The sequence below is a fragment of the Yersinia sp. Marseille-Q5920 genome (assembly GCF_946902935.1).
GTDB classification, from domain to species: domain Bacteria; phylum Pseudomonadota; class Gammaproteobacteria; order Enterobacterales; family Enterobacteriaceae; genus Yersinia; species Yersinia rochesterensis.
Genome location: NZ_CAMPQA010000002.1, coordinates 207,597 through 227,483 on the forward strand (window position 1 = coordinate 207,597; position 19,887 = coordinate 227,483).

Genomic DNA, 19,887 nt, shown 5'->3' on the forward strand with positions numbered 1-19,887 from the left:
TTTTTTCATTATTTATAAGGACAGTGAAATTATAAAATAGCATATAGTTTGTGGCGACTTAATATACAATTTTCTGGATAGTTAATGCCTAATTCATTACTCCCTATTTCGCCCTATCGTGCATTATTATTTTGCCTACTGCTTTCTTTGTTCGAACTCCTCACCTATGTGGGTAGCGATGTTATCATGCCAGGCATGCTGAACGTCGTCTCTGATTTGCAGGCTGAAAATAGCTACGTTCCTCTATCTCTCAATGCCTATCTGCTGGGTGGAGTTGCTTTCCAATGGCTTATTGGCCCCCTTTCTGACCGCGTTGGCCGCCGCCCTTTACTGCTATTTGGTTGCATGATGTTTACCATGGCGTGTTTAGCTACTTATTGGGTTAATGATATCCGCCTGTTTATCGCCTTGCGTTTCATTCAGGGCATTGGGTTAGGATTTGTTATCGTGGTTAGTTACCCTGCACTTCAAGAATGTTTTGCAGAATCGGATGCCGTGCGTTTAATGGCCATTTTCTCAAACATAGCACTTCTTTCTCCTTTGCTTGGTCCGCTAATAGGAAGTGCACTTCTGTCGTTTATGACATGGCGCATGCTGTTTATCTTAATTGCCGTACTCGCCGCATTAGTTTGGATGGGATTATTCTGGTTAATGCCTGAAACCATTGGAGTGATTCGCAAGGACGGAAGTAAGCTGCCCCTGCAGCCGCTACAGGTTGGCAGCATCATCAAAGCCTATCTCGACCTGTTGTACAATCGGCGCTTTATGTCGGGCAGCATAGCTCTTGGTCTAATTGGCCTACCTATATTCGCCTGGATAGCGCTGTCTCCACTGCTGCTTGTACACAACCTTGGTATGAGCATGACCGAATATGCACTGTGGCAATTTCCCGTATTTGGTGCATTAATCGCAGGCAATTTTGCCCTGAATTATACAATTAAACACTTCTCAATTGAACAATTGCTGCGTATGGCATTACTTCCAGTTTTGTGCGGATTGGCTTTCGCATTAGTCACGATTCTTATTACCGATCATGTCATTGCGCTTATTACCGGGCTATCGATTTATGCTTTCGGCCTCGGCATCTGCAATGCCACCCTATATAGAATCACACTATTTTCAAGTGATAGCGGCAAAGGTACTGTCTCCGCAATGCTTGGAATGATATCGGTCGCTATTTTTGGCCTTGGTAGCATCCTCCTTACGACTCTTGGTGCTGGCAATAGTCTTGAAGCTTATATTATAGGAGCTACCTTCTCGGCTTTTGCCGCCGCACTACCCATTTTATACCTTTGTAGCCCGAGTCGGGAAAATCTGATTGGCTGATCTGCTGACAACAAACTTTTTCATTCAATTATCAAGGAAGATTGATGTGATAAATCTCACCAGTGTAAATATGCTATGTGGACTCGAACAACCCTATTTATCCGGCGTTGATGCAGATCGACTATTTGATACTGCCATGCGCGAAATAGTGGCGTACCACCTTGTTCATACCCCAAATTATGCCCGATGGCTATCCCACAACGGTTTTGATCCCAATGAGATAGCAGCCCCTCAAGACTGGTCACAACTGCCCCCTATTTTTGCTAATTATTTCAAGCGACATTTGTTGTTAAGCAAGTCAGGCGAAGGCGCTTTGGAACTAACATCATCTGGCACTACAGGCCAAAAAAGCCGAATGTGCTATGACAAACGTAGTATGGATGCGGCTCAAAATATGGTTGACCATATCTTCCGCTATTATGGCTGGGAAACCCTCGACACCCCCTGTAATTACTTGCTTTTGAGCTACGAGCCTACGGGTGCCATCACCCTCGGCACCGCCTATACCGACCAATTTATCTGCAAATATGCGCCAGTTAAACGCGTCGTTTATGCTCTACGCCAAACAGGAAAAAGTCACGAATTTGATTCTTTCGGCGTCATTCGTGCTTTGCAAGAATTTGCTGAAGAAGGTGAGCCGGTACGCATATTGGGATTCCCTGCTTTTATGTGGTTTGCGCTAGAACGCATGCGTGAAATGGGCCTACCTGAACTGAGGCTATCACCCGACTCATTAGCCTTCTTTGGCGGTGGGTGGAAAACACATGCTGATAAGGAGATTCCTAAAACCAGATTGTACGCCCGGTTAAGTGAGCAGCTAGGTATTCCTGAAACTCGTTGCCGTGATGGTTATGGTTCAGTTGAACATTGCGTACCCTACGTTGAATGCCCAAACCATCATTTCCATGTGCCGGTTTACGCCAAAGCATATGTTCGTGATACCACAACTTTTGACGTGCAAGATTATGGGCAGCTTGGTTTTATCCAGTTTATATCGCCCTATATAACTTCCAGCCCTGCTCATAGTGTGGTCATGAGTGACCTTGCGGTGCTACACCGCGCTGAAGCCTGTGGTTGTGGTATTCAAACCGACTGGTTCGAGCTATTTGGCCGCGCAAGTGCCCACAAATCCCGCAGTTGTGCTCTCGCGGCATCTGAACTAATTCAGGAGTTTTGAGTATGTATCTCATACAAAGCCAAATCTATAAATCGCTTACACTTGAACAAGCCATTTCTATGCTGACGCATCGTCTGGCTATCCATCTATCCCGACCATGCAAACCCGAAACAGTCATTAAGTGTGCCGAACACTTTATTAAGCGATTAAATGATAATGCGTTGCTACCGGATCTGGATGAAGGGGTACGGCAGGAAATTATCGCTTTTTGTCATCCTGATGCCCTGTGCTGTAAAATCGAACGTGAACTAGGTAGCAACCCTTTTTCGTTACGCCGCATCAATTTCTGCGAACCACATTTTGAAAGTTGGAGGCCACTCGGTGTTGTCGTACATATTACACCCAGCAATGCTCCGTTACTGCCGTTTTTCGCTATTCTGGAAAGTCTACTCGTAGGCAATATCAATTGGCTGCGCCCAAGCTCCAGTGAACAAGGTATTAATATCCAGCTACTGCAAGCGTTTCTTAATTGTGATGACTCCGGCGAGCTCGCTAATTTCGTTGCAGTATTGCCAGCCAAGATAGACGAGCTGCCACAATTATTGACGTATGCCGATGGTGTATCTGCCTGGGGAGGCGATACAGCACTTGAAGCCATCCGCAAACAATTACCCGCAGGATGCCGCTGGATAGAGTGGGGCCATAAGATCAGTTTTGCCTATCTGGAACATAATATCCTTGATGCTCATATCTTCGAGGCATTGGCCGATGAAATCTGCCGTTTTGATCAGCAAGCATGTTCTAGCCCACAAATTGTTTTTGTCGATAGCGATGATGCCAATATCTTGCGAAATGTTGGCAATCAACTGGCACAGGCTATGCTGCACCGTCAGAAACAATGGTCTCCGTTGATACCAAATCAACAAGAAGCCGCAGACATCACTACCTGTCTAGCCTTTACTCGCATGGATGAAGTATTTGCTGATATACCAGGCAAAATCTGGGCTGGTGATAATTGGCGTATTATCTGGAAGCATGTTTCTGCCATCGAGCCTTCACCGCTATTTCGCACAGTTTTGCTGCGTCCTTTACCGCAACAAATGCTACTTCAGGCACTACACCCTTGGCGTACTCGTTTACAAACCTGTGGTCTCGCAGTTTCTACTGGGCATATTACAACACTAAGTCACTTAATGTTGGCTGCGGGTGTTGACCGCATTACCTCATTACAAAAGATGCACGAGAGCTATGCCGGGGAGCCACATGATGGTGTCTATGCTCTTACCCGACTGGCCCGTCGAGTATCAGTGACACTCGCGACGAATATGCTGCCACGACAAGCCACTCTTAATCTTAATCAACCGGCTCCCGCTATATTTCAAGACCACCCTATTATGGACAAGACCGATTTTCAGAACAGCGCCATGCAACCCTGTGCTCAGCTTTTCTTTCGCAGTGGAGGTAGTAGCGGTACACCAAAGCTTTCCGGGTTTACCTACCGCGATTACCACAGCCAAATGCAAGCTGCCGCAGACGGCTTGTTCGCTGCCGGGCTGAATCCCGCAAGCGACAGGGTTCTCAACCTAATGTATGGCGGTAATCTGTATGGTGGTTTGTTGAGTTTCTTCACTGTTCTAAATCAGTTGGAAGTCCCCCAATATCCCATGGGGGGGCCTCATGATGGCAACTATAGCGACATTGCCCAACTTATAGTGAATCAACAAATTGACACACTGATCGGCATGCCCGGCACCATTTATCAGCTCTTCCTGAGCGAAGATGAAACGCTACGTGCATACGGCGGGATCAAAAAGCTAATGTTGGCCGGAGAGCATATGGGATCAACCCAGCATACGTTTCTCACAGGCTTCGGTATCAATACTATTTGTTCGGCTCTCTACGGTTCAGTTGATGCTGGCCCTCTTGGGCATGCCTGCACTTCCAGTCCAAAAGGCATATTTCATCTAATGACTGATATCCAATGGCTGGAAATAGTTGATTTGGATCACGATGAACCTGTAGCGCCAGGTGAGTCTGGGCGTATGTTGTTTACATCAATAACCCGCGAAGGACAAAAGATCATTCGCTACGAAATAGGTGATATAGGCCGCTGGATCGAGGGGGAATGTGCTTGTGGTGTTACCAGCCCACGCTTCGAACTGCTGGGGCGTCACGGCGACCTGATTCGCATCGGTACTCTGTTCATTCAACCTCAACAGTTGGCCAAATTAGCTAATGTCCCTGTGCAGTTTATTCTCGAATACTCCTCTTGTGGATGCGAACTTATTCGCCTGTTGGTTGACGGTGATGCCGACAGTGTGCGTAGAAAAATCTGTACGGATGCAGACTTAATCACTGCTCTGGACGGGGATCTTCTTAAGCTAGACGTCTGTAGCCGACCACTCGCGCAATTTGAACAACATCCCCACAGTGGAAAAAACCCCTTAGTGATAGACAAGCGGCGTTAAGAATAAAACCGATGAATTTATCCATAGGCAGAATGAATGAAGAGAAAAACTTGATTATGACAAAATCCAACACCAACCAAACGAATGCTACGACAATGCACCTTACCGACACACTTAATCAGAAAATTATACTGAGCCCTGAGCAACTAGTGACTTTCGCGCGTAATCATTCACCCTTTTACGCACAACTTTATCGTGATGTGCCGATGACGGGCTGGCAATTACAAGACTTGCCTCTCATTGACCCCGTTCAGTATTGGAAAAATAGCTGTGCATTGGAAGATTGGCCAGTACTGACAGGGCCGGTCAGAGGCGCACAAGTCTTCAAAACTGGCGGGACGACAGGTGGTAGCAAGCTTTCGGTGTACACCCAAGATGAATGGCGCGCTTTTATCACCACTTTTGGCCGTGGCGTCTCCAGCCAACTCCAATCGGGAGATCGCGTTGCTAACCTATTTTTTGCCGGTGATTTGTATGCCAGTTTCCTGTTTATTCATGGTGTGCTGTCACATATGAACACCCCTGTTTGCGAGTATCCATTTACTGGTGCCAGTGCCGCCGACCCGGAAGCCTTGACCGAACAGATAAACCGACACAAAATCAATGCGTTGGTTGGTATGCCTGCACATCTATTACGTTATATTACTGAACTGGATATGCAGGGAATACTATTGCCAGGGGTCACCACCATTTTGTACGGAGGTGAAAGTCTGTTCGCCGAACAGTTACAGTTATTCCGCCGTGTTTTACCTAACGCCCGCATAGCTTCAATTGGTTGCGCCAGCGTTGATGCGGGTCTAATTGGTGCAAGCACTCCCGATTGTCATCTGGGTGAACATCGCTGCTTTGAGCCTGAGACCATCGTCGAGATCATTAACGAAGCCACGAAAGAACCCATTTGTGATACCCATAGTTCCGGTATGCTGGTTATCACTAACCTGACTCGTACTCTTATGCCTATGATTCGCTATCCGGTAGGCGATATTGCAGCTTGGGTGGAGCCGCAAGGTAGCAAAAACCGTAAGTTCATCCTGCAAGGACGAAGTAGCTTTGGGCACCGCCTGCGAGTGGGTTATGCATCACTTTTCCCTGATGAAATCAATACACTAATTAGTGAGCAGCTCGGTAACTGTTACTGGCAGTTACTGATCGAACAGTTTGGTGGCTGTGATAATCTCACGATATGTATTGCTTTCCCAGGGAACAGCGATAATTCCGAGGTGCTGATTCGTCATCTTCAGAAAAAAGACGCATCAATTGCCAGCTTGATGCAACACGGTCAGTTGGTCGTATCTGTTCAGTGGTGTAGGCAAACTGATCTTAAGCTACATCCCCGTACTGGAAAACTACAGCGTGTAATTGACTGTCGAAACTATCAGGCTCAGGTGGGAAGCTCGGAATGACACAGCAAAATATCATTAATATCCGTGATTTTCTGGAGGAAGACGCGGAAGGTATTTGTACATTATTCAGAACGGTATATGGCGAACACTATGTCTATCCCGATATTTATATGCCATCAATGATTCGCTACCACAATGACCAAGGAAAGTGGTGTTCGGCAGTTGCCATTTGGGAAGAGAAAATTGTCGGCCATGCCATTTTATGGTTTGGTATGGATTCGAAAAGTGCTGAATTAGCGTTTGTTGTTGTTCATCCTTCAGTCAGGGGAAGAGGCGTCGCAACCCGCCTAAGTAAGCATCTGTTTAATTATGCTTATCATCGGGCATTGACCACTCTGAGCATTAAAATGGTGTCAAGCCACCCCCGAACTCAACAGTTAGCTCACACACTCGGATTTCACTCAATTGGATTACTGCTAGACTACGTTGACTCGCCTTTTGGTCATAATACTCGGGAAAGCATCATTTTGGGGGTGCTGCCATTACAACCTCGCCCTCTACCACATTGTCTGACAGTATTCGGTCACATTGGCTGGCTTAATTCTCTGATTGGCTTATTTGGTACAACACCGCAAGCGCCTACTCGCAATAATGCCTTTCCATTACAAATTTCTGCCCAAGGTAATCGAGTCGATGTGATTCTGACGGACGCGTCACTGGATAGTGTCAGAGAAATCGCCTATTTGCCACTCAATAGATTGATTCATCTGAGCATAAGTATCAATGATGTACTGCCATCTTTACTCCCCGTTTTACACCTGGCAGGTTATGTAGATACTGGATTGGCCCCAGCCTCTGAAGGTCAGTGGTATTGGTTATTACAGCGGGGTTATGCCAAACATGAACCGGAACTACTGTGTCCTATTGCTAACTCTCTCTATGCTGGTATTTGAGAAGTACTTTCTTAGGATTGCAAATACTTCTGGTAAGAAGCTATATTCTTGAAAAGCCCGTGTAGCGCGGGCTTTTACTCTTCAATATCCGGCTTCATACCGCACTTTTGATGCTTCTTTAACCTGTCTTTCAAGAAGATTAAGCGTCGTGGATAATACATTCTCTTGCTCTCTGAACCATTTATCTTTATCGGGTAAAGAAGTGGCCAGTCGCCATGATTCTTCTTCCTCAAGAGTGTTCAGCTCGTGCAATATCACGTCAATCTGCTTCCTGACATCATTAATTTTTCGGCGAAGCCGTTCAAGGTCATCAATAAGGTCACTGGCCATCAGTGGCTCAAGCCCTTGCTTTAAACTCTCCAGCAAAGCATGAATTGTCGGAAAATCCCCTTTTTGGCGAGCTTGATTAAGCTGAACCATCAGTTGATGGGCTTTCTCTTTAAACTCATCCGCCACTAAATCTGGATGGCACAGCCGGCTAGCTTGCCGCCATAACCGCTTGAGTTCCTGACGTTGTTCAGAAGAGAGTTTCTTATCGTTATTGAGCCGCTGCTCGGCATCGGTTTGTTTTTCCTGATAACTTTCGTATTTCTCTTTGGCTTCTTCACGGGCTTTGCGTGTTGACTCAGTATTGCGGGTGCAAAAACTGTTTTCCAATCCTTTGATCTCCGCCAGCAATGCGGTAATCAACTCAGCTTGTTGCTGAATCCGGTTTCGAATCTCAATAGTTTCATTCGAGATGGTGGAGAGTGACAGCCAGCGCTGTTTTAGCGAAGCAAGCTCATCTATAGCTTGAGAAATATACTGTTGGCAGTTGCGATAATCGCGCTCTCTGCGACGGGCTTCCGCCTCGGCTTTACGCAAGGTACTTTCCGCCAACTGTTTGCGTAAATTGAGGATTTGCTTCATTAATGGGCCGAGGCGCACCAGGTAAAGGTCATTAAAATCATCTAGCAACTGAATACGTTCATTGCGTTTATCAATCAAATCGCTTAACTGTTCCTCCAGCGCTTTCAGCTCAAGTTTGCAAGCTGATAATTCGATATCTTGCCACTGCGTGACACCTTGCTTACTGCCCAACCATGCTGAAATAGCTTCCAGAGCATGGATGAATTTTCCCTGTTCGATCGCCATGACGATAAAAACAAGCACAGCATCCTGAGTCTCACTTTTAAGATAAGGGAGTTGATGCCGAATAATGTCGTCATCTTCAAGCTCAATACCGCTTTTAATGATCTCCAGCCGTTTAATAAGTTTTTTCATAAATATATAATTTGCTGATAGCGTAGACAGGATACCTACATATTAAACAACGGCTTCGCATTGTTCCAGATGAATGAGGAGTGATCCCGTCCGGATAGTAAGATAGTTAAGTGGGCATGTGCTATAAATCACATTCAACGCGTCGACGGCAAAATCAAAGTGAATCTGCAGGGTAGGGAGAGACAATTTCTCAACACGACTACGTGGATTCTGCATCATTACGGTACTGCAAAAAATACAGAATTCGCGTAGCGCGATCGTTGGCTTATTGTTGTTTAAATTCAAAAAGTTAAAATGAGCTAATTTGGAGTTAATCAAATCAACCTGATTAAAAGTAGAATAGGGTGGCCGCATCGCAAAATATTGAAATAGCGTTTTAAAAAACGTAAGATCCATTGACACGTTAACGACCATGCACCGCCACAACAAGTTGCCAAAATGAATAAACCACAAGAACCTGCTAGCGCGGCGACTAAAAACCCCTTCAAAAATCGAGAAAATAGCGACATCAGCGCGGAGAAAAATGAGTGAATGCCAATACCGCAGGCTCATCTTCCCGCCATGTATTTCACTATGCGCCGTTTAGAAACTTATTTTTCGCCCGACTTCTCACGGTATTAGGCAATGGCATTGCGCCTATCGCCTTGGCTTTTGCTGTGCTGGATATTGGCGGTTCCGCCACCGACTTAGGTTTGGTGGTTGCAGCGCGCTCTATTTTCAATGTGGCTTTCTTATTGATTGGTGGGGTACTCGCCGATCGCTATTCCCGCAGCATGGTGTTGCTCTCTTCATCTACCATTGCCGCCTTATCCCAAGGCGTTGTTGCCTGGTTAGTGCTTGATGGAACAGCAACCATCATGGGGTTGGCTGTACTTGGAACTATTAATGGCGCAGCGGCGGGTATCGCGCTACCTGCTTCTTCGGCTATGGTTCCACAAACTGTACCCGCCTATAACCTCAGGGCGGCCAATGCTTTTATTCAAGTGGGTATCTATGCAGGAACAGTGATTGGAGCTTCATTAGGCGGCATTCTGACCAGTGCTGTTGGGCCAGGATGGGGTTTAGCTGTTGATGCTTTAGGATTTGCTGCCTCCGCACCACTCTATTTTTTTGTTCGAACCAACTCAGCACCATCTTTAGCATCAAATACCAACATCTTGCAGGATCTGCGCGATGGGTGGAAAGAATTTATTGCTCGTGCGTGGGTGTGGTCTATTGTCGCTCAGTTCACGGTTATTAATGCCGCTTTCAGCGGTGTCGTGATGATCCTTGGCCCGATCATTGCCGATAATTCATTTGGTCGGGCAAGTTGGGGCATGATAGTGGCAGCAGAAAGTGTTGGCCTGATTATCGGCTCATTTATTGCTCTGCGCTGGCGTCCTCGACGCGACTTGTTTATTGGTGTGATTCTGGTTTCGTTTTGCGCTATCCCGATTATTCTCCTCAGTATGGTTTCTTCAACATTCATTCTGATGACAGGATTTTTTATTGCTGGGATTGGTTTTGGTCAATTCGGTGTGGTTTGGGCGAATGCGCTACAAACGCATATTCCCCCCAATAAACTCGCTCGTGTTTATGCCTATGATGCTATGGGGTCATTCGTGGCGATCCCCATTGGGGAACTTGCGGCAGGCCCACTGAGTATGCATTACGGTAATTCCGCTGTTTTATTGGCTTCCGCAGTTGCTGTGGTGATAGCCACCGTCGCAACCGGCCTTACCCCGGCGATTAGGCAGCTTGATAATGGGTCTAAAGTAAAATCATGCGATGAGCGATAACCGCATTCGTGGCAAAATATGGCGGAGTAAAAGGGCAGGGAGCGGCTATTTTCCAATACCGCTATGTAAGTTCTGCTCTTCTTACTTGATATTATTTATTGGAGTATGGGGTTAACCCTGAACGCAAGGTTTTACAAACTTAGGTGGGATATATAAATCTAAACCTAAGTGACCACAATATTCTCTAAACATATTTATGGATCTAACACCGGACTTTTCATATATCAATCTTAATTTATTTTCTATTGTCCTATGCGATAAAGACAGCCTTTTAGCAACCATTTTAGAAGTCATTGGCTGTAATATGAAAAAAATTATCTCAAGTTCTTTCTCGCTGAAAAGGTCAGTGGGCGGGGTCAGTGTCAATACTGAGGGGGTACGGCGGCCTATATATTGGGAAAGAGAAATAAAATTTAATTTACTGGCATTTGTTAATGTTCCTATACATTCACCAACTTTATTGTAAATAGGAAACCTGGGTAAATAATAGGGTTCTAATATTTTGTCTCGCCCATAATAATTGGTTGAAATAATGGCTACTCGCTTTCCGCTTTTTTCCGCTTTTCTGTCATTGGCTTGATATTGCTCAGCAAATTCTGCCCAATCCGCAGGGCATTCGTTATCTAATCTCCCCTCAATATCAAAGTCAGCGGGTAAACTTAAAAAGTCCAGACCAGCTTGATTTACATACACATAACGGGATTCGCAGTCTCTTATAACCCAAGGTTCATTACTGTATTCCATAATAGAAATCAGTGGCAATGAATTTAGGGATTCTACAATTAATTTATTGGCATTCAGTGGCTTATTTTTTTCATCCATGATTAACTTAGCCTCTCGATTTTTTCTTTACTAAAATAAAAACTCGACGATTGACTCTAACCATTTAAATCTTACTCCTGAAAACTTGCCACATCAAGATGGTTCAATTTATTAATCCTTTTATAAATTAATTTACCTGCCTAAGTATTCTTTGCAATAGTAGTTATTTTTAATAAGTAAATTACCAATTCATTATGAAGTTTAACTCGTATATTTATAAGTGGAATGATTTTGCTAGATGCAGTTCAATAATAATGATACTAATTAGGGTCACATAGGGTTGTCCGGCAATTTCTGCCGACGTAGGTCGCAACTCAAAATCTCTTATGAGGATGTTATCGCCAGATGTTGCCCCCGGTAAGGTGCTGATGAGAATCACCAGAGCAGCAGAGCGACATTCACAGAAACCTGCATTATCTGATGTAAACAACCGGCACGAATAAGCGCGGACTTTTTGTGTCTGTCGTTTAGCAAAATCTGACGGGCAATCATGCTGTCAGTTATACAGATTTCACGTAGCGTCATCGGACAAGAATGAGGGAAGGGGTTTTAATTTGTAGCTTTTGTTATTCTGGCTGAAGTATATAGCTAAAGAATTATGGTTAACAGAAATATGACTCGACTGAATGGATTACAGGTGGGACTAGAAGAAACCCTTAGCGCACATAAATATTCAATTTAACATAATATACATTATGCGCACCAAGATGAGGATAGGCAGAATCTGGGGTTTTGTGGTCAGGATTGGGCTGATGCGATAACGCCGGTTTTTCCCCATTGCTTGAGTCTTTATCTTGATCTTTCTTCCAACGGATAACTCTGGAAACTCCATAGTCCGTCAGTTTGTTATAAAAAATCTCCGTTTTATAAACTATGCTTTAAAACAATTCATATATGAAATATCATATGTATTATTGTCTTTCCTTGAGGTTAAACATGCTACAGCCTGTTCAGCTTTTTAAACTACTCGCTGATGAAACCCGCTCGACTATCGTGATGCTCCTCAGGGAGTCCGGCGAGATGTGTGTCTGTGACATCTGTACAGCAACAACAGAGTCTCAGCCCAAAATTTCCCGTCATATGGCTCTGTTACGTGAGTCTGAGTTGGTCGTCGATCGCCGTGAAGGAAAATGGGTGCATTACCGGCTGTCGCCCCAAATACCTGCATGGGCTGCGATCATTATTGATTCAGCGTGGAATTGCGAGCGAGAAAAAATACGAAATAAACTCAGTGGCGCGTCTTCGTCCTCATGCTGAAATTGAGAGTATATATGCATAAAATTAGATATGAATGGAGTTCATGATGTTACTGGCTGGTGCAATTTTTTTGCTCACTCTCGTTCTGGTTATCTGGCAACCCAGAGGACTCGGGATTGGCTGGAGCGCAATGTTGGGCGCTGGTCTGGCATTACTGACCGGTGTCGTTCACCTGGACGATATCCCAGTAGTCTGGCAGATTGTCTGGAATGCGACCGCCACTTTTATCGCCGTGATTATCATCAGTCTGCTGTTGGATGAGTCCGGTTTCTTTGAATGGGCTGCATTGCATGTTGCCCGCTGGGGCAACGGCCGTGGCCGATTGCTCTTTACCTGGATTATCTTGCTGGGTGCGATGGTAGCGGCATTGTTTGCCAATGATGGTGCGGCTCTTATCCTGACCCCGATTGTTATTGCGATGCTGCTGGCGCTGGGTTTCAACCAGGGGGCCACTTTAGCTTTTGTCATGGCTGCGGGATTTATTGCAGATACGGCCAGTCTGCCGCTGATTGTCTCGAATCTGGTGAATATCGTCTCGGCTGATTACTTTAACATCGGCTTCACTGAGTATGCCGCAGTCATGGTGCCTGTTAACCTCGCCGCCATCGCTACAACGCTAGTCATGTTGCACCTGTTTTTCCGCAAAGACATTCCCGCTGTTTACGATGTTTCCCTGTTAAAAGAACCGAAAAAAGCTATCCGAGATGTCAGTACCTTTAGAACCGGCTGGCTGGTGCTGGTCTTGTTGTTAGTCGGTTTCTTTGGCCTCGAACCACTCGGTATACCAGTCAGTTTGGTCGCCGCCGTTGGCGCACTGATTTTGCTTGCTGTCGCGAAGAAAGGCCATGCCATAAATACCGGCAAAGTACTGCGTGGTGCGCCCTGGCAGATTGTGATTTTCTCACTGGGTATGTACCTGGTGGTTTACGGTTTACGCAATGCAGGACTGACTCACTACCTTTCTGCCCTGCTAAATCAACTGGCTGAACAGGGATTGTTGATATCAACTTTAGGAACAGGGTTTCTGGCGGCTTTCCTCTCTTCCGTTATGAACAATATGCCGACCGTTCTGGTCGGGGCCTTGTCGATTGATGGCAGCGCAGCAACGGGTGTTATCAAAGAAGCGATGATTTATGCCAACGTAATAGGTAGCGACTTGGGGCCTAAGATTACTCCAATTGGCAGTCTGGCGACGTTGCTATGGCTGCATGTTTTGTCGCAGAAGAATATGACGATTACCTGGGGATATTACTTCCGGGTCGGCATTGTAATGACCGTCCCTGTGCTGTTTGTCACACTGATGGCATTAGCCTTGCGGTTATCCGTCGTACATTAGCTATTGTTTAACACATAGCTCCAGGCGCAATAATGTACTGGAGCCTCGACAAGAGATCATCCCGATGAGCAATGTCATTATTTATCATAATCCCGCATGTGGGACGTCCCGTAACACGTTGGCATTGATTCGCAACAGTGGCACTGAACCTAAAGTTATACTGTATCTGGAAACACCGCCAACCCGTGAAGAGTTGATGAAGTTGATTACAGATATGGGCATCAGGGTTCGGGCGTTGTTGCGCAAGAATGTCGAACCTTATGAACAATTGGGCTTGGCAGAAGATGCCTTTAGCGACGAACAATTGATTAATTTCATGTTGCAGCACCCTATTCTGATTAACCGGCCAATTGTTGTTACCCCTCTGGGTACCCGTTTATGCCGACCTTCTGAGAGGGTTCTGGATATTTTGACTGATGTGCAACGCGCTGCGTTTACCAAAGAAGATGGTGAACGGGTTGTTGATGAACAGGGTAAGCAGATCAATAAATAAGCACTGAAGCACTGATCGAGGGGGGCACTAAGTATTAGCCTATAAGCATTCACTTAGTACGCCCTATCCCACCTTTACTTTCTTTAATTGACTTCGGTCAACCATATGTCTGTATCCCATCATCATACAAGTCACTAGCAGAAATAATGGGGTTTATTTTAGTGACAACGTCACGTAAATCGCTGCTGGGTAAAGACGAACTGGTGACTAAACTCATAACCTCATTACGAAATGAGGGTATTTCCAATTATTCAAACAACTATTTTGCCGCCTCCAAAAACGAAACTATTACAAAGTTCGGCGCGGCACATGGCGTACCAACGATCCAACTGGAGTTTAGTAGCATTTGGATGGTGCCAAGTGACGGTAATTATGAATCACATCGGTTTGCACAACTGCTCCAGGGCATGGTTCGTTACGTCACTACAGTTAGCTCCAACTAAGACAAATGTCGCATTTTGTAGCTTCGCTCCCACTGGGCCTTTTAGCTGTTTTTGCTGGTAACTTGGCCATGAAGCCTTTTACCTCCGCTATCTTATATCGATTCCGTTTCCGCTCTACCTTGCTGATCAATGGGTTATTGAATGCAGTGGCCATCCCCGTTGGAAAATTTCCAGATAGCATTTGTGGTTATTGGTGTAGTCGCATTACTATCAATTGTGGATATATTAACACTTAGCCGTGATGCGGGTGATGAAGTGCGTAAGAGGCCGTCCAAACGGCAATAGCGTCCAGCTGTACTTAAGAGTATGTTAATCATATCAATTATATTATTGGCACCGAAAAATAAGGAATGCACATGATCGTTTTCGTCACAGGCGCGACCTCCGGGTTTGGTGAAGCTATCACTCGCAAGTTTATCAGTCACGGTCATCAGGTTATTGCAACGGGGCGGCGTCAGGAGCGGTTGGAAGAATTAAAGGCCGAATTAGGTGAACCGCTGCATATTGTGCGGTTAGATGTCCGTAATCGCGCGGCTATTCAACATGTTATTGATGAACTCCCGACAGAGCTGAAAAACATTGATGTGCTGGTGAATAATGCCGGTTTGGCATTGGGGCTGGAACCCGCTCACAAAGCCAATGTTGAAGATTGGGACACAATGATTGACACCAATACCAAAGGTTTGGTGAATATGACCCGAGCTTTGCTTCCTGCAATGGTGGCGCGCGATATGGGGCATATTATTAATATCGGTTCTACCGCGGCTAACTGGCCTTATGCCGGCGGCAATGTGTATGGTGCGACCAAAGCTTTTGTTAAGCAGTTTAGTCTGGGGCTGCGCGCCGATCTGCATGGCACCCATATCCGCGTAACGGATATTGAGCCAGGAATGGTCGGTGGCACTGAATTCTCGGCAGTTCGTTTTAAAGGCGACGGGGATAAAGTCAATAAAACCTACGATGGGGCCAATCCATTGATACCTGAAGATGTTGCTGAAGCGGTATATTGGGTGGCCACATTACCTGCTCGCGTGAATATCAACACACTGGAAATGATGCCGGTGAGCCAATCTTTTGCTGGATTAAGTATTCACCGCGAAGGTTAGCCGATAAGTAATATCGATAGATAATATCGTGTTTGGGGCGTTGACCGCCCCACTCTTAATTTACCCGCCAGCCAGCAACAATAATTAGCATGCCCGCCAGCGCTACTGCCGCGCCGACCCAATCGAATACTGAGAGCTTCACACCATCAACAACACGTAGCCAAATTAATGCTGTCGCGACATAAACGCCGCCGTATGCGGCATAGATTCGCCCACTGGCCGTGGGATGCAGGGTTAATAGCCAAACGAATAAGGCCAAACTGGCTGCCGCTGGCAATAATAGCCAAATAGTTCCGCCTTTTCGTAACCACAAATAAGGTAAGAAACAGCCAATAATCTCAGCCAATGCGGTTACAAAAAACAGTAACGTAGTTTTTATCACATTTAGATCTCTTTTAATGTTGACAATGAGTTACGTCAAAACAGTTGTGGGAATTAATAGTAGCCCTAAATAATGCGAGTTGCAGGAAAGCGGCAAATGAGGGAACCCCGCTGAGCTTCACCGCACATGTAGCTTGAAGCATGACGGGTATACCTATTATCAACAAGCTTATCACTGACTAGTCTAGATGCTGCGAGCGATGGTATAATTTTTTTATCTGCTGATAATGGCCTGATGAATTAATATCACCGACTCATAAAGGACTTAAGACGATGAACATAAGTAGCCTGCCACGCCTGATGCGCGCTTTCCTCCCCTTAGCCGTGTTGGCTTTACCGCTGATGTGGCAAACGCCTGCGTTGGCGCAATCGGCCACTTGTACTCAAGGTAGCACCTGTGTTTCCGTTGGCGGGAACAATGACCCAATGTCAAAAGAACAAGCACGCCAAAGCCAACAACAATGGGATGAAACCCAGCGCCTGCGTAACAAAGTGAATAACCGGGTAGAAAAGAATTTCGATAAAGACGACCGTGCTGAAGATGCGAAAGATAATTGCGAAAGCAGCGAAAATCTCAATGCTTATTGGGAACCTAACACCCAACGCTGTCTGGATCGTTTGTCCGGTCGTAAGATTAATCCCTAATAGACGAGATTGGCTCAGATTAACTTGAGGTTATGTGAACCAAGGCTATCCTTAGGTTAGGCAAGCTATTCATCCACATAAGGATTTTATGATGAAAAAAACGTTTATTATCAGCGTATTGTTATTATCTTTAGCACCATTGGCTGCTTTGGCATCTTGTGAAAGTGTCAAAGCCGATATCACGCAAAAGATTATCAGTAATGGCGTGCCTGAATCTGGTTTTAAATTGGATATCGTTCCTAACGATCAGGTACAACAAGCGGGTGGACAAGTTGTTGGGCATTGTGAAAATGATACCCAGAAGATTGTTTATACCCGTATCACTGACGGCGAATAACGTTTTGATTTTAGGGTGCACTTTTCGGTGCACCCTTTCCGTTTATGCTTATCAACTCTTCATCAAACCGGAACCAGCCAGAACCCACATAACACGGGGGACAGGACAGGAAACATATATATCCAGGATTCTTTATTCAGGTGTGGTCGTTTCTTTGATGTCTGGCAGATAAAGATAATATTGACGATTAAGCAGAATATGAAATAAAAGACTGCCAACATGTCATAACCCAAGCCACCATATCCTGTATTTTTCGGGATGATAAAGTAAAGAAGAGCCGCTGATGCAACCGGATAAAGTGATAACACCAGCAACCATAATATCTGGCTGCGAACGCTTATAGTTTCCTTCATGGTACTTGTCCTTCCCTGAGAATAAAGCTGCGTTTGAAAACACCAATATATACTTATTATTTATATTAATGTGGAATTTTACTGAGTAGTATCAAGAAAATATTACTTCGGGAGTCATCTATACAAAAAGCAGTATTGGCGTAGGATATTATTAATTTGGCCCTACCCTAAAATTTACTGGTCATTAGCGTGATGACCAGTAACAATCTATCTGTATACCTACCTCTTTATGATAAAAATATGGGGCCAACCGCGATATGTCAGTCAGTTTTTTGCTATGAAACGGCCCGCTCATTGGTATTACTACCGCGCAATGCTGCGCCGACTGATAATTGCCATCATGCTGGGCATCATGTCTGCGGTGATTGTTTGGTTATTTCATCAGGCAATGTTGGGTCTTGAGTGGGTATTATTTGCTCGGACGGATGGCAGCCTGGTCGCGGCGGCTTCTTCTATTAATGGCTGGCGGCGTGCAGTAACACCGGCTCTAGGTGGGCTGGCCGCAGGATCATTATTATGGGTCTATCAGCGTTATCGACATCAAAAGCCCAGCGCCCCTACCGATTATATGGAAGCCATTGAAATTGGAGATGGTCGATTAGATGTTTCCGCCAGTTTAATCAAGTCCCTGGCCTCATTATTGGTGGTTTCTAGCGGCAGTGCTATTGGCCGTGAAGGCGCGATGGTGCTTTTGGCGGCATTGTTTGCTTCTGTTTTCGCACAGCGCTATGCCAAACCCAAAGAATGGAAATTATGGGTTGCTTGTGGTGCCGCCGCCGGTATGGCCAGCGCCTATCATGCACCACTGGCTGGTAGCTTATTTATTGCAGAGATTCTGTTCGGTACTCTAATGCTGGCTTCTCTCGGGCCAGTGGTTATTGCGGCCGTCAGTGCATTGCTCACCAGCAATTTGTTACACGGCGGTCAGGAAACACTGTATCAAGTACAAGCACTGCCATCCCCCTGGCCGATACAGTATCTCCTAATGGCACTATTAGGATTATTAGCCGGTTTTTGTGGGCCTCTATTTCTCAAAGCGATGACCGCCAGCGGACATGCTTTTCGGTCGTTGAATTTATCACCGCCACTACAATTAGCACTGGGCGGGATAATTGTAGGGTTATTATCGCTAATTTTCTCGGAAGTCTGGGGCAATGGTTACAGTGTGGTGCAATCATTATTAACCACGCCTCCGGGGATTTTATTAATTGGCGGCATACTAATTTGTAAGTTATTGGCGGTATTGGCCAGTAGCGGCTCGGGGGCTCCCGGCGGGGTATTTACCCCCACTCTGTTTGTTGGTGCGGCGCTAGGTATGTTATGTGGGCAAATGTTTGCCTGGTGGCCATGGTTTGGTGGCAATATGTTTGGTGACAATATTGCGCTATTAATGGCATTAACAGGAATGGCGACATTGCTGGCTGCCACCACGCACGCGCCTATCATGGCCGCGCTGATGGTGTGTGAAATGACCGGTGAATACACCCTGCTTCCAGGGCTACTATTATCCTGTGTTATTTCGACAACAATAGCCCGTTGGTTACGCCCTATTTCTGTCTATCATTCACGCTAAAATGCGTCGATAAAGACGTCAATTAGAGACGATTATTAATTTTACCAATAACACTATTTCACTTATAACACTATCAACAAGTAACCGTCATAGCCCCTAAATAATTCGAGTCGCAGAAAGGCGGCCAACGCACATGCAACTTGAAATATGGCGGATATAAATATATTACTTAACCATTGCGGTTAGATCTAAATACTTGGCCAGAGGTTTTTGTTCTGGGTGCGGCAGATAAGGTAATTGCCCTAATTGTGGTGCAGGTAAACGCTCGCGTAACATTGCGATTGTTTCAGCATAATGGGCAAGTCCGGGATTAATACGGTTAGCAACCCACCCTAATAAGGGTAAGCCATCATTGATAATAGCTTGAGCTGTTAATAAAGCATGATTAATACAGCCTAATTTAATTCCGACGACTAAAATAACCGGTAACTGCTCTTGCACCACCCAATCAGAATAAAAGCGCTGATCATTCATCATCACTTTCCAGCCGCCACAACCTTCGACGACAACAGTGTCGGCTTTGGTGGCTAATTGCCGCAATCCTTCCGTCATTTTGTTGTAGTTAATGAGGGTGCCCGAACAAGCATGGATAACATCCCCAGCCAGTGGGTATGGGTTAACTTCCTGATAATCCACTTCAATTGAAGATGAAGCTTGTAAAATCAGTGCATCCTGGTTACGCAATCCATCCGGAGTTTCTTGACTCTCTGTCGCTACCGGCTTATAGCCCACAGCTGTTCTGCCATTTTGGCTTAAGGCCTGAAGTAAGGCCCGTGACACTACGGTTTTACCAACAGCTGTGTCGGTACCCGTCACAAAAACACGCGTTAACATAACAATACTCCGCAATCTGGCCACGTCGACTCAAGTCTTTCCGCCTAATATTAGCGAAA

At 45.5% G+C, this 19,887-nt stretch carries 19 protein-coding genes and 1 pseudogene; 15 read left to right on the forward strand and 5 right to left on the reverse strand.

Going from position 1 to position 19,887, the window contains the following annotated elements; translation table 11 throughout:
* Positions 1 to 84: 84 nt before the first annotated feature.
* From OVO64_RS03640 to OVO64_RS03660, 5 genes are read left to right on the forward strand one after another with little or no spacing between them, the layout of a single operon-like run.
* Positions 85 to 1,326 (forward strand): MdfA family multidrug efflux MFS transporter, encoded by a 1,242-nt coding sequence (locus OVO64_RS03640; protein WP_038632866.1) that lies wholly within the window; start codon positions 85 to 87, stop codon positions 1,324 to 1,326.
* Complete coding sequence (locus OVO64_RS03645) at positions 1,319 to 2,503, forward strand: acyl-protein synthase (RefSeq protein ID WP_235896311.1); 1,185 nt, start codon at positions 1,319 to 1,321, stop codon at positions 2,501 to 2,503. The genes OVO64_RS03640 and OVO64_RS03645 overlap by 8 nt, the downstream gene beginning before the upstream one ends.
* A 2-nt stretch (positions 2,504 to 2,505) precedes the next feature.
* Entirely contained in the window at positions 2,506 to 4,911 is a 2,406-nt protein-coding gene (locus OVO64_RS03650; RefSeq protein WP_145509725.1) for an aldehyde dehydrogenase family protein, read from the forward strand.
* An 11-nt stretch (positions 4,912 to 4,922) separates the two neighbouring features.
* Positions 4,923 to 6,314 carry a phenylacetate--CoA ligase family protein gene (locus tag OVO64_RS03655; RefSeq protein ID WP_323744643.1) on the forward strand — a complete coding sequence of 464 codons (1,392 nt, stop codon included), beginning with the start codon at positions 4,923 to 4,925 and terminating at the stop codon, positions 6,312 to 6,314.
* A complete protein-coding gene (locus tag OVO64_RS03660; protein WP_235896312.1) occupies positions 6,311 to 7,207 on the forward strand; it encodes a GNAT family N-acetyltransferase in 897 nt (298 codons plus the stop codon). Before OVO64_RS03655 ends, OVO64_RS03660 begins: the two co-directional genes overlap by 4 nt.
* A gap of 81 nt (positions 7,208 to 7,288) precedes the next feature.
* On the opposite strand, the gene OVO64_RS03665 is transcribed toward OVO64_RS03660, so the two are convergent.
* Positions 7,289 to 8,470, reverse strand: a complete 1,182-nt coding sequence (locus OVO64_RS03665; protein WP_038632878.1) for a DNA repair protein — start codon at positions 8,468 to 8,470, stop codon at positions 7,289 to 7,291.
* A 527-nt stretch (positions 8,471 to 8,997) separates the two neighbouring features.
* On the opposite strand from OVO64_RS03665, the gene OVO64_RS03670 reads away from it, so the two are divergent.
* A complete protein-coding gene (locus OVO64_RS03670) occupies positions 8,998 to 10,248 on the forward strand; it encodes an MFS transporter (RefSeq protein WP_038632884.1) in 1,251 nt (416 codons plus the stop codon).
* A 111-nt stretch (positions 10,249 to 10,359) separates the two neighbouring features.
* On the opposite strand, the gene OVO64_RS03675 is transcribed toward OVO64_RS03670, so the two are convergent.
* The gene (locus tag OVO64_RS03675; protein WP_038632886.1) at positions 10,360 to 11,070 is read right to left on the reverse strand and encodes a helix-turn-helix transcriptional regulator; all 711 of its coding nucleotides are present in this window, start codon (positions 11,068 to 11,070) and stop codon (positions 10,360 to 10,362) included.
* Between the two features lie 936 nt (positions 11,071 to 12,006).
* Between OVO64_RS03675 and OVO64_RS03680 the strand changes: the two genes are divergently transcribed.
* The 6 genes and pseudogenes from OVO64_RS03680 (at position 12,007) to ydfG (ending at position 15,705) form a co-directional block, all read left to right on the forward strand.
* Positions 12,007 to 12,327 (forward strand): metalloregulator ArsR/SmtB family transcription factor, encoded by a 321-nt coding sequence (locus OVO64_RS03680; protein WP_038632892.1) that lies wholly within the window; start codon positions 12,007 to 12,009, stop codon positions 12,325 to 12,327.
* A 46-nt stretch (positions 12,328 to 12,373) separates the two neighbouring features.
* Positions 12,374 to 13,663 carry an arsenic transporter gene (locus OVO64_RS03685; protein WP_038632895.1) on the forward strand — a complete coding sequence of 430 codons (1,290 nt, stop codon included), beginning with the start codon at positions 12,374 to 12,376 and terminating at the stop codon, positions 13,661 to 13,663.
* Positions 13,664 to 13,727: 64 nt separating this feature from the next.
* A complete protein-coding gene (gene arsC / locus OVO64_RS03690; RefSeq protein WP_038632897.1) occupies positions 13,728 to 14,156 on the forward strand; it encodes a glutaredoxin-dependent arsenate reductase in 429 nt (142 codons plus the stop codon).
* 161 nt (positions 14,157 to 14,317) lie between these two features.
* Positions 14,318 to 14,599, forward strand: coding sequence for a hypothetical protein (locus OVO64_RS03695; protein WP_145540826.1), 282 nt, complete (start codon positions 14,318 to 14,320; stop codon positions 14,597 to 14,599).
* A gap of 23 nt (positions 14,600 to 14,622) precedes the next feature.
* Positions 14,623 to 14,884 (forward strand): annotated as a pseudogene (locus OVO64_RS03700) (MFS transporter); the annotation flags it as partial.
* Between the two features lie 71 nt (positions 14,885 to 14,955).
* On the forward strand, positions 14,956 to 15,705 hold the full coding sequence (gene ydfG, locus OVO64_RS03705; protein ID WP_038632915.1) for a bifunctional NADP-dependent 3-hydroxy acid dehydrogenase/3-hydroxypropionate dehydrogenase YdfG: 750 nt from the start codon (positions 14,956 to 14,958) through the stop codon (positions 15,703 to 15,705).
* 55 nt (positions 15,706 to 15,760) lie between these two features.
* On the opposite strand, the gene OVO64_RS03710 is transcribed toward ydfG, so the two are convergent.
* A complete protein-coding gene (locus OVO64_RS03710) occupies positions 15,761 to 16,087 on the reverse strand; it encodes a YnfA family protein (RefSeq protein ID WP_038632918.1) in 327 nt (108 codons plus the stop codon).
* A gap of 272 nt (positions 16,088 to 16,359) precedes the next feature.
* On the opposite strand from OVO64_RS03710, the gene OVO64_RS03715 reads away from it, so the two are divergent.
* Positions 16,360 to 16,731 (forward strand): DUF1283 family protein, encoded by a 372-nt coding sequence (locus tag OVO64_RS03715; protein WP_042562372.1) that lies wholly within the window; start codon positions 16,360 to 16,362, stop codon positions 16,729 to 16,731.
* 91 nt (positions 16,732 to 16,822) lie between these two features.
* Complete coding sequence (locus OVO64_RS03720; protein ID WP_042562371.1) at positions 16,823 to 17,068, forward strand: DUF1161 domain-containing protein; 246 nt, start codon at positions 16,823 to 16,825, stop codon at positions 17,066 to 17,068.
* Between the two features lie 62 nt (positions 17,069 to 17,130).
* On the opposite strand, the gene OVO64_RS03725 is transcribed toward OVO64_RS03720, so the two are convergent.
* Positions 17,131 to 17,421 carry a hypothetical protein gene (locus OVO64_RS03725; RefSeq protein WP_145586823.1) on the reverse strand — a complete coding sequence of 97 codons (291 nt, stop codon included), beginning with the start codon at positions 17,419 to 17,421 and terminating at the stop codon, positions 17,131 to 17,133.
* Positions 17,422 to 17,698: 277 nt separating this feature from the next.
* Here OVO64_RS03725 and clcB point away from each other — a divergent pair, with 277 nt between their 5' ends.
* Entirely contained in the window at positions 17,699 to 18,994 is a 1,296-nt protein-coding gene (gene clcB / locus OVO64_RS03730) for a voltage-gated ClC-type chloride channel ClcB (protein WP_145510224.1), read from the forward strand.
* Positions 18,995 to 19,159: 165 nt separating this feature from the next.
* Here clcB and bioD read toward each other — a convergent pair whose 3' ends face one another.
* Positions 19,160 to 19,828, reverse strand: a complete 669-nt coding sequence (gene bioD, locus OVO64_RS03735) for a dethiobiotin synthase (protein WP_042562369.1) — start codon at positions 19,826 to 19,828, stop codon at positions 19,160 to 19,162.
* Positions 19,829 to 19,887 lie beyond the last annotated feature (59 nt).

What these genes read in the sequence shown, in the direction of transcription:
- OVO64_RS03665 (WP_038632878.1), bottom strand. Translation starts at nt 8,470, where the DNA reads ATGAAAAAACTTATTAAACGGCTGGAGATCATTAAAAGCGGTATTGAG.
- OVO64_RS03640 (WP_038632866.1), top strand. Translation starts at nt 85, where the DNA reads ATGCCTAATTCATTACTCCCTATTTCGCCCTATCGTGCATTATTATTT.
- OVO64_RS03685 (WP_038632895.1), top strand. Translation starts at nt 12,374, where the DNA reads ATGTTACTGGCTGGTGCAATTTTTTTGCTCACTCTCGTTCTGGTTATC.
- OVO64_RS03675 (WP_038632886.1), bottom strand. Translation starts at nt 11,070, where the DNA reads ATGGATGAAAAAAATAAGCCACTGAATGCCAATAAATTAATTGTAGAA.
- OVO64_RS03725 (WP_145586823.1), bottom strand. Translation starts at nt 17,421, where the DNA reads ATGAAGGAAACTATAAGCGTTCGCAGCCAGATATTATGGTTGCTGGTG.
- OVO64_RS03715 (WP_042562372.1), top strand. Translation starts at nt 16,360, where the DNA reads ATGAACATAAGTAGCCTGCCACGCCTGATGCGCGCTTTCCTCCCCTTA.
- OVO64_RS03650 (WP_145509725.1), top strand. Translation starts at nt 2,506, where the DNA reads ATGTATCTCATACAAAGCCAAATCTATAAATCGCTTACACTTGAACAA.
- arsC (WP_038632897.1), top strand. Translation starts at nt 13,728, where the DNA reads ATGAGCAATGTCATTATTTATCATAATCCCGCATGTGGGACGTCCCGT.
- OVO64_RS03660 (WP_235896312.1), top strand. Translation starts at nt 6,311, where the DNA reads ATGACACAGCAAAATATCATTAATATCCGTGATTTTCTGGAGGAAGAC.
- clcB (WP_145510224.1), top strand. Translation starts at nt 17,699, where the DNA reads ATGAAACGGCCCGCTCATTGGTATTACTACCGCGCAATGCTGCGCCGA.
- bioD (WP_042562369.1), bottom strand. Translation starts at nt 19,828, where the DNA reads ATGTTAACGCGTGTTTTTGTGACGGGTACCGACACAGCTGTTGGTAAA.
- ydfG (WP_038632915.1), top strand. Translation starts at nt 14,956, where the DNA reads ATGATCGTTTTCGTCACAGGCGCGACCTCCGGGTTTGGTGAAGCTATC.
- OVO64_RS03720 (WP_042562371.1), top strand. Translation starts at nt 16,823, where the DNA reads ATGAAAAAAACGTTTATTATCAGCGTATTGTTATTATCTTTAGCACCA.
- OVO64_RS03680 (WP_038632892.1), top strand. Translation starts at nt 12,007, where the DNA reads ATGCTACAGCCTGTTCAGCTTTTTAAACTACTCGCTGATGAAACCCGC.
- OVO64_RS03655 (WP_323744643.1), top strand. Translation starts at nt 4,923, where the DNA reads ATGAATTTATCCATAGGCAGAATGAATGAAGAGAAAAACTTGATTATG.